The organism is Exiguobacterium sp. ZWU0009 (assembly GCF_000798935.2).
Classification (GTDB): domain Bacteria; phylum Bacillota; class Bacilli; order Exiguobacteriales; family Exiguobacteriaceae; genus Exiguobacterium_A; species Exiguobacterium_A acetylicum.
Window position 1 is genome coordinate 1022380 of sequence record NZ_CP018057.1, and the last position, 15620, is coordinate 1037999.

Sequence of the window (15620 nt, forward strand, 5' to 3'; positions counted from 1 at the left end):
ATGGACTTTCTCATTCTATGGGCACTCTTTTTACTGGCTGCTAGCGGATTAGGTTTTTTACTCGAACGTCGGACGGAAAAAGAAAAATACTTGTACATGAAGTTTATTTTTTATGCGTGTCTCGGGGCCGTGTCGTTTCCAGTCTATGATATTCAGTTACCGCTCGGCATCATCATTTTCCTGATCGTCCTGCACCCGAAAAAGAACTCGCGTTATAAACGGTACATGGCACTCTTTGGGTTCTTATTCTTCCTGTTCCAACTATTTCTCGGTCCGTTTGATGCTGGAATGTTGCGGGAAGAAACACAACAGATTGGTCGTGTGACGATCACGGATGACTCATTCGACAATTTCCTTTCTCAAATCGAACGACGTGTCGGTGAAGAGGGACTGCGGATGGAACAAAGTCAGTTGATGTTCGATCGTGGTGGGAATCTTAGGAACGCCTCGTTTGAGATGCTCGTCGAAACACCGAAACGCTTCATTCGTTACGATGTGAGTTACCAGGAGCTGACAGGAACGATTTCCTATCGACCACGTGAAGAGTTAACGACGAAATCGTTGGCATCGTATTACCAGAAACTGATTGATGCGAATCAATCATTTGAGACGTTACGAAAACTGTCGATTCATGAAATCTTACATGATTCCAAAACACCTTACGTCGAGATGGACCTTGATGGGCTATATGAAACGTTTAGTCTGCAGGATGCAACGGTCTTCTTGATTGATGACGAAGGGAAACTGATTCCGTACGTCAATACAGGGGACGATGTTTTAGCGAATGCGGTCCGTCTGACGTATTACCGTTCTGACGGTCAATCCTTACGTGATAAAACTATTCTGTTATACAATTACAGCTTTGAGACATCAAGGCGAAAAGGAGTCGTACGATGAAAAAATGGTTATTTGCTGCAAGTATCGTCTTACTTGCCGGTTGCGCGGAAGCAAAAGAGGAACAACAAACAGCGTCTTGTGAGGCGGAAGTCAAGGTATCGGTCGTAGATCACGTTAAGGATAAGACGTTGTTTGATAAAGACGTATGCTTGAACGAAAAAGATACAGCACTGGATGCACTTGAAGATACGACGCTCGATGTCGTCAAAACAGGCAAAGGTGAGATGGCATATGTCACGGCAGTCGATGGGATTCGCGAAAAGTCCGCCGGAGCAGGTAGTGGCTGGGTCTTCGGAGTCAACGGCAAACCAGGCGAAGTCGGTGCCGGAAGTTATGAACTGAAAAAAGGAGATCGTCTCGAATGGCGATTTGAAAAAGATGCAATGGCTTATTTTGAGTAAACCAGAACGGGAGCGACTTCACCCAGTGAACGTCGCTCTCTTTTTCATCGAGATGATTACGATCCCATTCGTCCTCACACACAATCAATCAGTGATCGTCGTCTATCATCTGCTGTTGTTTTTATTCGTTCAAGAACGGACTATTTTTCGATATCTGTTACTTCCAGCCCTCTATGCCGTCATGATGTGTGTCCCGCTTCTTTATGGTGCAAGTATCGACACAATAGCGATTTATGAAACGACGGTCCAAGTGACGCTATTCATCACCTCGAGTCAATGGGTTTTTACATTGGTTCGACTCGATCAGATGGGACCGTTGTTTCGTTTCTTACCTCGACTGACACGATTGACGGGTATGGTGCTGGCGCTGATTCCGTCTTTCTTACGCACTTGGCCCGAAGTCAAGATGAGTCATCCGGATACGTCGCTTGCTGTTCGACTGGAGCGGATGGCAGCCTATCATATCCTACCAATTGAAGCGGTACCGTCTCGTTTAAGGCCGATCACGCGACGTGATGTTCAGACAGGTTTGTTGCTTGCGACAGGACTGACTCTTTGTCTGACACCATGGGCAATCATTCCGGCGATGATTTTGCCCATAGCGCTATTATTTACAAAAGGAGGAATCCGGGATGCCTATCATGTATACCGACACCGATCGCGAAGAGCGACTACGTCAACAGGCAAGCGAACATGAACAACCCGTCTTGACACCGGAGCGCTTACTACATGGACGTGTCCGAGATCTTCTGGCGACGGGTTCCTTGTTTCGGGCAGGAGAACTCGCGACCTTGCTTGGACTAGAAGCTTTTTTTGAAGCGGAGTCGAGTGAACTCTCATCCGGAGAACAACAGCTCGTCGGACTCGGTCATGCGTTGTCTTCGTCACCAAAGACCCTGTTCTTGTCGGAACCGTTTCTCTTTCTTGATCATGTCAGGCGAAAGCGATTGATGGGATTGCTTGAAGAAATCGAACGACGGTTTGGTTGTCAGATTCATTGCTCGATGACGATACAATCCGACTTGTCAATTACGAGTCGCGCTACTGAATTGACAGGTCGTACCCTGAATCGGATCGAAAACGTCCAACACCGTTATCCGTTACAGATACGCTATGCACTCGCAACAGAAAAATTGTCGTTTCATCAAGGTGAACGCATTGCGATCATTGGTGCGAATGGTAGTGGGAAATCGACGTTACTACGACTCGCGCTCGGTGTCGAGCGACCGCTGTACGGAAAAGTCCGGCGGTCGGGGGAGACGCATTATGTACCAGCGCATCCGATGCTTGCGCCATTAGACGATCGAAGCGGTAGTTTTACGACACAAAAAAAACGTCTCTTGGACGGTATCGATTGGAGTAAAGACAGCTATTACTTTGATGAGCCGACAGCGGGTCTCGATGACATGGATCGAACGACTTTCATCAATTCGTGGAATACGAACCCGACGACGCTCATTGTCATGGCGACGCATGACTCAGCTCTGATTCGAGCAGCACAGCGCATCATCTATCTCGTGCACGGAGAAGTAGCGTTTGACGGACCAACGGAGCAATTTTTACGTGAAAGCCGGCTATTTGTATGATCGTCGCAACGATTCTGATTATGGGTCTGTTCTTGATCATCTTCGAAAAACTACCGATGACGGATCAACGATTACGGTTCATCGCTATCATCACGGCAGCGGCAATCGTCGGACGATTGTTGTTCTCCAGTTTGCCGAACGTCCAGCCGGCAACGGCACTCATCTTATTAGTAGCCGTCTTCATCCATCCGATCGTCGGTGCCATTTCTGGGATGCTTGTCGTCGTGTTAACGAGCTTGTTTCTCGGAAGCGGTCCGTTCGTCCTCTTTCAAGCGCTGGCGTATGCAACGATTGCCAGTCTAGGATTCGTTCCATTTCTTCGATCCCGGATCATATTGACTGGGTATGGATTTCTCGCTGGTTTTTTATACGGATGGGTGAGCAATCTCGGGTTCTTGGTATTGACCGGATTCTCGTGGCAAGCTTTTTTGACACTGCTTGTAGCCGGGGGAACATTTGATATGCTTCACGGATTCAGTAACGCGATCTTCATTTGGATATTGTTTCCGATTTTTTTACGAATTATGCATTCATTCGATGAAAAGAGGGGTACAGAATAGTAACATACCGAACAGGAGGGAAGGCATATGCTGGGATCGTCGATTTCGCTTGCTTATGTCGTCATGTTGCTCATCGTCTCGAGTGTCGGCTTAGTGTTTGGCAGTATTCTGTTGATGAAAGGTACGATTAGAGGACGTTACGCTGCTTGTTACTTACTTGCTGCCGCCATCTTCCCAAGCGCCATGCTCATTACCTCATCAGAAGGATTACTTTGGCAACATTTACGATTCGAGAGTTCATGGTTCCTTGCGATTGTCTCCTGGTTACTCGTCTTATCGACGGGCTACATCGTCTCGATCACGGGTGCGCTCGTCATTCGTTATCTGTATCGCTATACGACGACGTTCGATCGCGTAAAACGTTATGCGACACGGCGTTTTCGTCATCACGAGGCATAAATACAAAAAAGGAAGAACCAGCTATCTGGTCCTTCCTTTTTTTATGAATTCGCGTACAGGAGATCTTCTTCTGTCGACGATTCTTGCTGGCGAGCAGGATCTTGGATTCGACCTGTCACTTCTGTTAACAGGCGGCGTGGCAAGAGACGAGACAAGGAAACCATGGCGCGGTTGCTCGCACCTGGAACAACGACGCGACGCCCTTTGAGCATACCGCGATACCCAGCGAATGCGACGAGATGCGACGGCATACTCTTAAACGGTAGCGTGATGTTCGCCCGGTCGAAGAAGTTCGTATCAGTCGGTCCCGGGCAGAGGCAGGTTACGCTGACGCCAGAGCCGTCGACTTCCGTTGCGAGTGCTTCCGAGAACGACAGGACATAGGCTTTTGTCGCGTAGTAGACGCTCATGTACGGTCCTGGCATAAAGGCGGCAACGGATGCGACATTCAGGATGCGTCCGAAGCCGCGCTCAACCATTCCTGGTAAAAGACGTTTCGTCAAATCCGTCAAGGCGACGACGTTGACCTGGATTGAGTTGATGTCTTCTGTTGGATCAATTTCCGCAAAGCGTCCCGACGTAGCGAAGCCAGCGTTATTGAACAATAGATCGACTGTCAATTCTTGCTCCTCTAAGTACTGTACGAGACGATCAACGCTGTCGCTTAGTGATAAATCAGCAGCGAATACATAGACTTTAATCTGATAGCGTTTTTCAAGGACCTGTTGAAGCTCCTTCAATTTCTTCTCATTGCGGGCAACGAGTACACAATCGAAGCCATCTCGCGCCGCGAGGACAGCGAGATCTAGTCCGATTCCACCCGATGCACCGGTAATCAGTGCCGTTTTTCGTAACATAGGACATTCCTCCATTCGAAATCGTGAATCTGAGTCTAGTGTATACCATTCCATACCGTTCCCGCGAATCCTGTTTCGTAAGCATTTACTTTTCTTATCACTGGTCCAACCAGTATGATAGAACAGTAGAGGGGAAGTGGAACAGATGAGAAAAAAAGTAACCGTCGCCTTGTTGCTCGCGACGTTTTTAGCTGCGATCGAGGGGACGATCGTCGCAACAGCTACGCCTGTCATGGCGAGTGAACTGAACGGGGCAAAATTAGTCAGTTGGATCTTTGCCGGGTTCTTATTGTTCATGGCGGTCTCGACGCCGATTTACGGAAAGATGGCAGATTTATATGGGAGAAAACGGGTTCTATTATTCGGGATTGGTGTCTTCACCGTCGCGTCACTAGCCTGTGGACTTGCTCAATCGATGGAGATGTTGATCGTCTTTCGCGCCGTCCAAGGCATCGGGGCAGGAGCCGTATTGCCGATTGCGATGACGATCATCGGTGATTTGTATACATATGAGGAACGAGGTAAGATTCAAGGGGTTCTGAGCGCGGTTTGGGGAATCTCGGGTGTCGCTGGACCACTCGTCGGTGGATTCCTCGTCGAATCGCTCTCGTGGCGGTATATTTTCTTACTAAACGTACCGTTTGCGTTATTGTCGTTCTTCATGATCGTCGTTTACTACAAAGAGACGGTCCGTGAAACGGAGCGGAAAATCGATTACCGAGGCGCTTTGTTGTTTGCGCTCGGGATGAGTGCGTTTCTGTACGGCTTATTGTCGGGGAGCGAGTCGGAGACGTTCTTGCGTCCGATCATTCTAGCGAGTTTTTTCATTAGTTTCGTGTTATTGTTCACATTTTACCGAGTCGAGAAAAAGGCGAGCGATCCACTCTTACCGCCAGCGGTCATTCGTCATCCCGTCATTCTCGTAATCAACTTAGCGGTCTTCTTTTCCGCCTGGGTACTCGTCTCGATGTCAGCGTATATTCCGATTTTCGCCCAAGGGGTACTCGGGAAGAGTCCGACCGAAGCTGGTTTCATGTTGATGCCACTGTCGCTTTTTTGGACGCTGACCGCCATCATCGGTGGACGGACGATTGGTGTCGCTTCGCCCCGGTACCGGACGATGACCGGAATGGGACTGCTGATCGTCGGTACGACGATTTTATCGTTGATCACGCGCGAATCAAGTGATGTCTTCATCTATCTTGCCGTTTCGCTGATCGGAATTGGTTTTGGTCTCTCACAACCGGTCTTTATGGTCGTCTTGCAGACTTCCGTCGATTGGTCACTGCGTGGTTCAGCGACCGCCGTCAACTCGTTCTTGAGTACGACGGGGCAGACGCTCGGTGTTGCAATCTTTGGTACGATCTTCAACCTATCAATCCTTCGTTCGTTTGCAGCGTCGGACACGCTTTCAGGGTACGCGATTGATCCATTCTTCCAATCGAGTACGGCAAAAACGTTCGGACAGGACGTGCAGTATGCGGCAGAAATCGCGTTATCACATGGATTACGTTACGTCTTCATTGGTGGGGTCGTTTGTGCCATTCTTGCGTTCGCGATGACTTGGCGTTTACCAAAAGTTCGACCTGACGATCCACGATCGTAAAATCAAATATATTTCGAGTATTTCGTTGTAAACGTCATTTAGCGATAGGTGACGTTAACTAAGACGATTTGCCCGAGGTGTATACGTTAAATAGCGAAGGAATAATGCGCCTTCTCCCGATTGCCTAACGAGGTGATTTCGGAGAGGGTGTTTTTGTTATGTACGAGAAACGACACAGACCGTTAAGCAACGCTAATAAACGAAAAGCTGGCGCCAGAACTAGTTCAAATACGGCGCAAATGAGCTACTTCGATACTTTTGAGCTTCCGAGTCTATTAGTTGAGGATGCGATAAGTAGATTCATCGCAATAAAGAGGGCAGAAAACTTAAGGAAAATGACTATCAATCTTTATCAGAAGACACTGCGATATTTTTCTGAATGGTTGGAGAGTAATTGCAGCGATGTAATCTATATAAATCAAATTACACGGCGAATAATTGAGGACTTTGTCGCATACAGCATCGATGAGAAGAAGTTATCACCAAATACGGTAAATAGTCGAATCAGAGTATTAAGAACGCTATTTAACGTGTTGATAGATGATGGAGAAGCAACAAATAATCCGGCATCAAAAATTGTTCTTTTGAAAACTGACGCTACAAAGATTCGTGTTTATACAGATGACCAAATCAATCGAATTTTGGCGCACTGTGATAGCCGATCTTACGTTGGATTCCGAGATACAACCTTTATCATTCTTGCGCTTGATACGGGGATGCGCGTCTCGGAGACATTGGCATTAAAAGTCCAGGATATTGATTTTGAAAGCAGGACGATATCAATAGACGGTGAGATAGCAAAGTCGAGACGATCGAGAATAGTTCCTTTTTCTGCATACACGAGTAAGCAACTTAGAGAACTTGTTGAAGAGAATAAATACCATTTTCCGGACTCAAATCATTTGTTTCTTTCAATTGCAGGCAAACCTATGAATGCTTCAGGGCTTCGTAAGCGGCTGCATGACATAGGAAGCAGGTCAGGAGTCTCGAGCGAAATAGAGGTTTCTCCGCACTCATTTAGACACACTGCGGCAACCACGATGCTCAAAAACGGAATGGACTTGTACTCGTTAAGCAGGATTTTAGGGCATTCAACGCTCGAGATGACAAAACGATATCTTGCATTGACGCCTAAGGAACTGTCGGTCAGACACGATCGATATTCACCAATCCAACAATTCAGAACACGTAAACGTCGTTTTTAAAAAACAAAAAAAAAACGCCCGCATGTATAACGGAACTTCCCGGCAAGGAAGATCACACACGCAGACGCCTACTAGTTAAGGTAATTGTACCGTGATATCCGTTATCTGACAAGTAACTACGCCACAGAATGTTTTAGAGTAGCGTAATTTCTTAATGCGGCTAAAAGGAGCCGGACAATATGCCGAAATCAGCAATCACATATCTTCTTAACGAAGAAACTATAAAGCAATTCACAACTCATGACTCGATCGAAGCGCTCAATGCGACGTACTGGAAGCAAATAAACGCAAACAGCGCCGATCTCACGAAAACTGAGCGCGAGATATACTTCAAACTCACGCAATATGCCGCTAAATATCCCGGCGCCGCGTACCTAACCGCAAATACTATGGCGACACTCATCGATAAGTCACGCAGCACTGTCATGAGAGCCTATCGCAGACTGAAGGTCCTTAACATGATCGAGGTAATTCCGTGTAAGCGCAAGTCTGACAATCGCCAAACAGCGTCGGTTATTCGCATCATGCCGCTAAACGTCGAAGTTACTGCGAAAAATGCGAGGGGTCTCAAAACGGATACTGACGTACCAGTTGCGGAAGATAGCGCTGAAAAACCTGTCTCCAATCAGGCGAAATCAAGCGTAGAATCAAACGTTGATTTAGAGAATGCGACACAAGATGCTACACAAGGGAATGGTCAAAATGACACACCATTAAACTCTTTATCTTTAAACTCCCTTAAAGCTCTAAATCTTAAAACACTCGATACAGGCGAATGCAACGCGCTTGAAGTTTTGAACGCTTTTAATATCGATCAATCATTAATCCGTGCTATTCAGCCGATGGCACTTTCAACATCGAAGCAAGTCGAACTACTCAACGGCGGCATCGCTACACATCTTCAAAACGCACTGTCACGCAAATTCCCGGCATTCATGCGCAACTTTGATATCCTGTCGCATCTTGACGCAATCCAGTCGGCAGCAATTCGCACAGCATTCGTCTCAAAGCGCAAGCAGGTTCATAACATTGTCGGCTACTTCCTTCGCACGCTTGTTGCCCTAATAAGTGAATCCTTCGCTGAACTTGCGGCAGATATCGCTATCGAAGCGGCAGAGGTCGAAGGGTACGTTGGTTACGATGCAGTGGTATACGCAAAACACGAAGCTAAAGGATGGGCACAATATAGCGCACTCGAGCGAGTAACAGCGCTTATTAACGAGCACTATGGTATTACAAATCAAACTACGGAGGTAATCGCATAATGGGATCACAACTTAAACGAGCATCAAATCGGGGTGGCCGCAAGGTACGAGTTAACAAGGTATCGATGGATCTGACGGAGCAGCAACTAAAAGCAATCGACCTGCTTACTACTCGCCAAGTTCCGCGACTGAAGAAACAAGATATCGCCGATAAGGTCGGTGTCTCTGCGCGAACTCTACAGCGATGGCAGCGCAACCCAGCGTTCGAAGCCGCTTACAAGCGTGAAATCGTATCTAAGACGACTGGGCGCCTGCCTGCGGTATTTGACGCGTTAATCGACTCAATCATCGAGGATCGAAATGCTTCGGCAGCAAGATTAGTATTGCAGGCTAACGGAATGCTCGGACCGGAACGGGTGACGTTGTTGAAGGGTGCTGCGAAGACTATCGATCAGGCTGCGCTAAAGCAGCGATTGGATAGCGTAAAAGGGCAATCGTAATCTACGCAGAGTACAACAGAGTGTAATTAGGCGAGACAGGGCGGAAATTGCGCTTGGTAGCGTACAAATGGCTTAACGGCGGGGTTTGCGGGTAGGTGCGAAGGGTGGCAATGGCGTCGTTTCGTGTCCGTTATTTACACTCTCAACCCGCAGACGCCTTCAGACAGACGCCCTCGATTATATTTCGGGACACTGGATATCGTGGTACTCTATCGCTACTCTGCGCACTGCATAACCATTGCATAAACAGTACGGTAATGAGGCGCCAGTCTAACGGTGCAATGCGGGTTTGAGTGACGTTGTATATCGCATGCATACGCAAGTACTCGCATGACTGCGCACGAATGGCGTAACACCAACGTTTGTATCGATAACACTAACGACACACAACATGGTTCTGTAGCGTTAAGTATACGAAGTGTATGCAAATAATAATAATTAATAATATTTAAAGATTATGTTTAATTGCGATCCTATGCGAATAGGTTCGAGGAATGCGTGCCCCCAAGGACATCGACTTTTAGCGCCCCTTCCTGCTAGGTAAAACGTCCGCGCACAAAAATCACGTTTCGATTTACAGGTGCCATTCCGTTTGATTGTAGATTGAAGCTTCGCCAGCTTCTTCACATAGCGTTCGAACGGCGTTTAGGCATTCGTCATATGTATAATAGGACCCGCTAACTGCGATTAATACGAAATTGCTCGATATGACACGGAAAAAATACTGGTTATCGTCGTTTTTACGGATTTGGAAGGTCATCATATCGCTCCTTTGCATGAATGTACGACAAAAAGACCTGCGCGAACAGGTCCGATTGTTTAATTGACATTAAAATCTATGTTTTCAATGACCCATATATCGAATTCAGTTAATTCATGCGTACGACCATCGCTAAGATTGCAGTGATCGATTACTTCTGCGTTTGGAAGGCTCTCGATGATTGAATCAATAGTTTGTTTGCAGCTAATATGTTGAGTGAAATCTTCGCTACGAGCGATTATGCCGTTATTCTCATTTTTAATATGGAAACAATACTTGCCGTTCTCTCGCTTCATTATTTCAAATCGCATATAAACACCCCCTTTAAGTCCATAATATCTCAAAGAAGGTTCTCTCTATTTTTACTATTTCATTTTATTAGGAAATGGTTTTTTGAACTTTAGTGATTCACGCGCATCGCTCTTTCAGAAATACGCTCATGATTCTCGCTCAGTACTGTCAAAGTAGTTTTCGGGTTTTAAAGATTCTCCCCTCTCTTGTTTTTTATAAATTTCATAAACAGCCCAGTCTAAAAGTTTTGTGCGAGTTATGCCAGTTTGTTCGGATAAATCAGAAAGCCTTTCAACTGTTTTATGATCCAATGAAAAACTAACTCTCTTACGATTTCGCAATTCTCCCAATTTAAACTCTCCTTTTTCATGATTCTATTTCTTAATCATACTCTTTGCTGATATAAAAGGTTTCAATAAACTGAGATAAATGTGTTGACGGGTGGTTTAAGCTGTATTAAGCTTAAATCAACAAAATGAAAAGAGGCGATGATAAATGATCAAGGTAGAGCAGAAGTATTCAGGACAGTACTGGATTACCCGACCAGGTGAGAGTACCTATTCTGCTGGTGCGGCTGAAGCGGCAAAGGTTTTAAAATGTACAATTGAAGATGTTCACCGTTTAGTAATCGCAGTCATCGAAAACAATGCGGAGGTCGTCGCATGATCGAAGCACCTTCGTTTGTCGGAGAACCTGTTCATGATCGTATCCTCGACGGCGTAGCGCCTTTACTGATTGATTGGCGGGATTTACCGCTTGGAAAAGGCGCTGGGATTCCGACAGATAAGAAAAAAGATCGCTTGATTGCGGTTAAAGCGAAGGTTCTGATTCAATTTCGCGCATTTAGTTTTACAGTTGAGATTGTGAACGCATATGACGAGTTCATTGACCACGAACTTACCGCAGAGGAAATATATCGCGACCTAGCATACGAAGCTTTTGAAGCTTTCGGTAACCAAATGCTAGGGGCAATCGTAATGACAACGGGCGGCGCTGAAATAAACGATGATATGAATTACGATGAAGTCGCGCAGACAATCGCATTGAAGAAATCAACAGTTACTTTCAACGAAGTTTTGCATGCAAGATACAGATTCCTATAAATTTTTCGCTAACCAGTGGGACCAAACACTGGGATACACAAAGACTGCAGACCAACAGTCATATATTGAACTAACTTGTAAACGCTGACGGAGCGACCTTAACATATAATGCTTTACGACATACTGGCGCCAAACAGTCTGTTGGATTCACTTCGAGTTGCGCCAAAGACTCGAATCAAATACGAATACATCGAAGGGGCAGCGGCTGCAAACGTTGTCCTTTTTGCGTACTCAATCGGAGTTTTGAAGCACAGCGCAATCAGCGAAGGTATCGGTATGGGTACGAACGACCTGCGCTGTAACTGCGATCGGTGAGCGATAAATTAAGCAAGTATGACGTACCCGACCGGTCGATGCGCTACATACGTTAAAAATTGCGCTTATACGCAGCAATACGCAGGCTCGCGTCTAAATGGCACCAATGGTATGGGCGCAGAAAACGAAGTCCTAAAATTACAGTCGGGTAGCGGTAAAAATGCGATATATCGCAATGGGGCGTCTGACTGGCGTCTATTAGCGTTTTATTTTCGCTGATATGTCCGAAATCGCGAAAAAGGACGACTAAAAGTAAATGGGATAAGTAATTTAAATAAGTTTTGCCAAATCACTTAACAAAACCGGTTACTCAATCGGTATATAGATGACTGGCGTAATTGAACGCCACAAAAATATTTTTCGACTATTTTTGCGATTTGGTTGTTTTTTTTCCACTTGAGCGCTCTTTATTATGAACACCGAAAAATAATCGACCGTAACGGATCATGTCGCAGGTTGCCGTAGGATGGTCGGCAGGGGTCGAGGATAGCGGAGGGAGACGGTGGGGCGAAAGGGGCGCAGATAGATGTATGGGCGATATAGAGATATATAGGATTGCGATGAACATACGCGTAGCGCCGATAGGCGGTACTAGCCATTCTCTTTTTATGCGCAAAAAGTAGGTAGGTATTAATAAAGATGTTTTTATTAGTGCTTCCCTACTTTTATAGATTTTTTATTAATTCGCTACAGGCGTAAGTATAAGAGATAGCGATTGTCACCTACTGGTGCCCCTCGCGACTATGTATCCGTCGACCATATATCCATTGTTCCCAATCAATATCGATAGAAGTGAAGCTTGGTCCGCATGATCCGACTGATTCGTTTTTTCGATTCCAAACACTGTCCTATATCTTGTATAAAGCATCATTAATCAAAATACTTACTAGTACGAGTTAAATGTGAGTATAGATTTTGGGTGTTTTGGAAAAAATATTTATTGTAAAAATCGTTGGTGTGTAAGGGTTAAATTGGATTACGGTACTACATGTAGTGTATCGGCAGGTTTAAAGACGTCTAAAACGTCTATATATAGAGCGGAAAGCAGTTGTAAATAGTCTAAAGATTGAGGTGGTTAACCCTATAAAATTTTTGATATTAAATATTACATCTCTGTAATAAAGCCGTATTTTCCTTAAAACCTTGTACGTAGGGGTGAGGGGTAAAAACCTCAACTTCCATTTGCGAGTTACCTCCACACATAGAACACTTCGTTCATAGGGGAGCTAGTACGATTCAACTGGCTTCCTTATGAATACTTTCGACCAACTGGCAAAGAATCAGACATAGAAGATTACACAGAAAGGACTGACTGAGCGTGACCACACGTATTCTCGAACTCAGACTGGCCGCCGGAGTATCCCAACGACAGGCAGCGAAACTGACCGGAGTATCACGATATTTAATCTCAAAGTTAGAGACGGATCCTGGATTTGCACCGAGATTCGCAATAGATAAGCGAGAAATCGAAATATTTTTAGAAGAAATGCTGGAAGCTAAGCGCAAACAGATTAAGCGATACGATCAAAAACATACGACGGAGGATTGCGAATGACATTCGACATCGAACTATTTGAGCAGATTGCGCAGGATATTGTGAAGCGTACCGAAGAAAAAACACTTGGATTCCATGAGCGCGTGGAACAAATCGAGGAATTATGCGAAATGCTCTACGAACTTGATTTCCGACAGCGAAACTCTTCTAAAGTAAAGACGATTTTAGGGTTGCTAAGCGATTCTTTATTACATGAAACGCTCAAGGATCCAACGCCGTACAAGTCCAAAAACACAGAGTACCCAATCCACTCTGATCGTCAGCTCCGAATGCGAACATTCAAAAATACCGGAATTGATAACACGTTGCTAACCTACGACAGTAAGGGTAAGAATCGAGCTTTACCATTACGACGTCTTCGAACCTTCTACGAAATCGACATCATCGAAGCTGGAACTATCGCCCGTAATCAGGAAAGAAAAGATAAATACGATGCTTTCGTAGCCGGAAAAGAAGTTCCATTGCTATTAAAAATTGATATTAAAAAGGAGTGCTCGGATGCAGAAACACACACCTACAATCTATCGTCGAGCCAGTAACGTACTCGATTTTACCGCCGAGAAGCTAACCTCAAACGTCGTCGAGGTACTTCAGGATGGCGGCATGAGCGTGACTGAGAAGGAGTTACAAACCTTCCAGCTACTTTCGAGTTTGTTACTGGACCGTCGAAATCAAAGCAACGTACTCGCAGTACCGGCGCAGACGGGCTTCGGGAAAAGCCTTCTAATGCTTGAGTACGCAAAAATGGTCGCACAGTCCCGAATGGACGCGATAGTCGTCGTATTGCCATATATTGAGTCAGTAACGAACTTCTACGAAGCCTGCGAAATGATCGCGCCTGGCTCTGCGGTAGCCATTCGGAATCTTGAGATGTCAAAAAGTACGATCGCATACGAGGAACAGTTCGATCGCGCGGCGACTGCACCAGTTGTCCTCATGACCTCGCAGATGTTCACGAAATTGCTCGAGAATAAGCGTTACGAAACACATATTAATCGCTTTCGAGGTATTGCGCCGGAGGTCGATCGTATTCGACATGTACTCGTAGACGAAACGATTGATTTGTTGCGGGTGAATCGTGTTTCAGAGAGTCAGATTAGCGAGTTACTACGTTCGCTACACTCTGCGATTTATCACGAACGGCAACGTAAGACTTCCTCATATGCTACGAAGTCATTTGAGGCGTTCAATGGAAAGGTGCAACAGCTAATTGCTCGAGTAGATGCGGTACAGAGACAGGTTGGCGTAATTGAGCGTGTTGACGCGATTGATTCAAGCTATACCCTCGCCAAAAATATCATCGATACGGTTCGGACTCGATTTGGTTCAGAAAGCGAAGCGAAGTTACACGCAATCGAACACATCATTAGAACCGGTTGCCGCGTCGAATTTGGTGGTCGGAAAGACGAAGACGGCGATTTCTTACTAGATAAGAGAAACGATCACCAGTATGAGCACGTTCTAATTTCACATGAATCCATTGCGGACTCGCTCGCTGGGATGATGATTACAATCTTCGATGCGACCAGTGCCGTTGACTACACCTACGGTTTGCTGCCCGATATTGAATTCGTACAGCTTCCGCAAGTGTTCGATTACAGCAACCTTACTGTAGTAATTTGCGGTTCGAATACGGCAAGTAGAAACTGGGCTTTGAAGAAGGACAGCGTTCAAAAATTACGTTTGTTCGTGACTGGCGAGCTTGTTCAGAACCATGAAAAAATCTTGCTCACGACGTTCAAAGGTAAAGCAGCAGACTTGCTACAGGAAGCTATCGGAGATATTCCGCAAGTTTCTTATGTGACAAACGCTTCCGGGCGCGGCTCAAATGCTTTTCAGGATCATGACGCTGTATTGCACAACGGCACCGCTATCGGATCAGCCGGAATACAGGTTTCTCACGGAGATCAGTATCATAGCGATATTGATGGCACTTACGAGCTGACTCGCAGTACGGGATTGGCATACTGTGACCCCCGAGTTCAAAGCCTCGTAGACAATCAGATTGGCGTAAAGACAGCGCAGCTTATCGGACGATTGCGGGCAGGACGGCGTACCGATGAATTAACGGTCTACTCGTTGTTCCTACCCGAGGAATCTATCGACTTAATCAAAGCAACGCATCCGGGCGTCAATATTCGTTATGAACCGTTTTTATCCGGTGAATATACGCAAAGAATCGCTGACCTTGAGAGTCTCCTACGCGACTATTCAGGAGAAATCATCCGTAAGAAGCAGATTGCAGAGGCATTAGAAGTAAGAACCGACTCATTAAGCACGATTCTAAAAAAGAATCCGTCTGCTAAGCGTGCTATTAATGTCGCTGGATTTGAAAAGCTGAACGGACAATCATTCAAACGAAAATCAAAGTAAAGAGAGT

18 protein-coding genes are annotated in these 15620 nt (G+C 45.7%); 15 read left to right on the plus strand and 3 right to left on the minus strand.

Going from position 1 to position 15620, the window contains the following annotated elements; all coding sequences use genetic code 11:
* Genes L985_RS05215 through L985_RS05240 form a run of 6 tightly spaced genes read left to right on the plus strand, consistent with a single transcriptional unit; the run spans position 1 to position 3843 of the window.
* Positions 1–897, plus strand: coding sequence for a hypothetical protein (locus L985_RS05215; RefSeq protein WP_047390905.1), 897 nt, complete (start codon positions 1–3; stop codon positions 895–897).
* Positions 894–1298: a DUF4430 domain-containing protein gene (locus tag L985_RS05220; RefSeq protein ID WP_029341142.1), complete on the plus strand. Its 405-nt coding sequence runs from the start codon at positions 894–896 to the stop codon at positions 1296–1298. The genes L985_RS05215 and L985_RS05220 overlap by 4 nt, the downstream gene beginning before the upstream one ends.
* Entirely contained in the window at positions 1276–1995 is a 720-nt protein-coding gene (locus tag L985_RS05225; RefSeq protein ID WP_047390909.1) for a hypothetical protein, read from the plus strand. Before L985_RS05220 ends, L985_RS05225 begins: the two co-directional genes overlap by 23 nt.
* Entirely contained in the window at positions 1931–2884 is a 954-nt protein-coding gene (locus L985_RS05230; RefSeq protein ID WP_047390913.1) for an ATP-binding cassette domain-containing protein, read from the plus strand. Before L985_RS05225 ends, L985_RS05230 begins: the two co-directional genes overlap by 65 nt.
* Positions 2881–3444, plus strand: a complete 564-nt coding sequence (locus tag L985_RS05235; protein ID WP_235609862.1) for an ECF transporter S component — start codon at positions 2881–2883, stop codon at positions 3442–3444. The genes L985_RS05230 and L985_RS05235 overlap by 4 nt, the downstream gene beginning before the upstream one ends.
* Before the next feature lie 27 nt (positions 3445–3471).
* A complete protein-coding gene (locus tag L985_RS05240; RefSeq protein ID WP_023467636.1) occupies positions 3472–3843 on the plus strand; it encodes a hypothetical protein in 372 nt (123 codons plus the stop codon).
* 41 nt (positions 3844–3884) lie between these two features.
* On the opposite strand, the gene L985_RS05245 is transcribed toward L985_RS05240, so the two are convergent.
* Positions 3885–4700, minus strand: coding sequence for an SDR family NAD(P)-dependent oxidoreductase (locus L985_RS05245; RefSeq protein WP_047390919.1), 816 nt, complete (start codon positions 4698–4700; stop codon positions 3885–3887).
* Between the two features lie 145 nt (positions 4701–4845).
* On the opposite strand from L985_RS05245, the gene L985_RS05250 reads away from it, so the two are divergent.
* The 4 genes from L985_RS05250 (at position 4846) to L985_RS05265 (ending at position 9216) form a co-directional block, all read left to right on the plus strand.
* Positions 4846–6306: an MDR family MFS transporter gene (locus L985_RS05250; protein WP_047390922.1), complete on the plus strand. Its 1461-nt coding sequence runs from the start codon at positions 4846–4848 to the stop codon at positions 6304–6306.
* 158 nt (positions 6307–6464) lie between these two features.
* The gene (locus L985_RS05255; protein WP_047390925.1) at positions 6465–7511 is read left to right on the plus strand and encodes a tyrosine-type recombinase/integrase; all 1047 of its coding nucleotides are present in this window, start codon (positions 6465–6467) and stop codon (positions 7509–7511) included.
* 179 nt (positions 7512–7690) lie between these two features.
* Positions 7691–8776: a hypothetical protein gene (locus L985_RS05260; protein WP_052169378.1), complete on the plus strand. Its 1086-nt coding sequence runs from the start codon at positions 7691–7693 to the stop codon at positions 8774–8776.
* A complete protein-coding gene (locus tag L985_RS05265) occupies positions 8776–9216 on the plus strand; it encodes a phBC6A51 family helix-turn-helix protein (protein ID WP_052169379.1) in 441 nt (146 codons plus the stop codon). The genes L985_RS05260 and L985_RS05265 overlap by 1 nt, the downstream gene beginning before the upstream one ends.
* Positions 9217–10035: 819 nt before the next feature.
* Here L985_RS05265 and L985_RS05275 read toward each other — a convergent pair.
* Together L985_RS05275 and L985_RS05280 are read right to left on the minus strand one after the other, a co-directional pair.
* Entirely contained in the window at positions 10036–10287 is a 252-nt protein-coding gene (locus L985_RS05275) for a YegP family protein (RefSeq protein ID WP_047390933.1), read from the minus strand.
* Positions 10288–10413: 126 nt separating this feature from the next.
* Positions 10414–10617, minus strand: coding sequence for a ribbon-helix-helix domain-containing protein (locus L985_RS05280; RefSeq protein WP_047390937.1), 204 nt, complete (start codon positions 10615–10617; stop codon positions 10414–10416).
* 145 nt (positions 10618–10762) lie between these two features.
* Between L985_RS05280 and L985_RS16920 the strand changes: the two genes are divergently transcribed.
* The 5 genes from L985_RS16920 to L985_RS05300 all read left to right on the plus strand — a co-directional run bounded on the left by L985_RS16920 (position 10763) and on the right by L985_RS05300 (position 15613).
* Complete coding sequence (locus L985_RS16920) at positions 10763–10933, plus strand: hypothetical protein (protein ID WP_158513332.1); 171 nt, start codon at positions 10763–10765, stop codon at positions 10931–10933.
* Positions 10930–11370: a hypothetical protein gene (locus L985_RS05285; RefSeq protein WP_047390941.1), complete on the plus strand. Its 441-nt coding sequence runs from the start codon at positions 10930–10932 to the stop codon at positions 11368–11370. The genes L985_RS16920 and L985_RS05285 overlap by 4 nt, the downstream gene beginning before the upstream one ends.
* Before the next feature lie 1633 nt (positions 11371–13003).
* On the plus strand, positions 13004–13240 hold the full coding sequence (locus tag L985_RS05290; RefSeq protein ID WP_047390943.1) for a helix-turn-helix domain-containing protein: 237 nt from the start codon (positions 13004–13006) through the stop codon (positions 13238–13240).
* Complete coding sequence (locus L985_RS05295; protein ID WP_047390944.1) at positions 13237–13779, plus strand: hypothetical protein; 543 nt, start codon at positions 13237–13239, stop codon at positions 13777–13779. The genes L985_RS05290 and L985_RS05295 overlap by 4 nt, the downstream gene beginning before the upstream one ends.
* Positions 13739–15613, plus strand: coding sequence for a DEAD/DEAH box helicase family protein (locus L985_RS05300; protein WP_047390947.1), 1875 nt, complete (start codon positions 13739–13741; stop codon positions 15611–15613). Before L985_RS05295 ends, L985_RS05300 begins: the two co-directional genes overlap by 41 nt.
* The last annotated feature ends 7 nt before the right edge of the window (positions 15614–15620 follow it).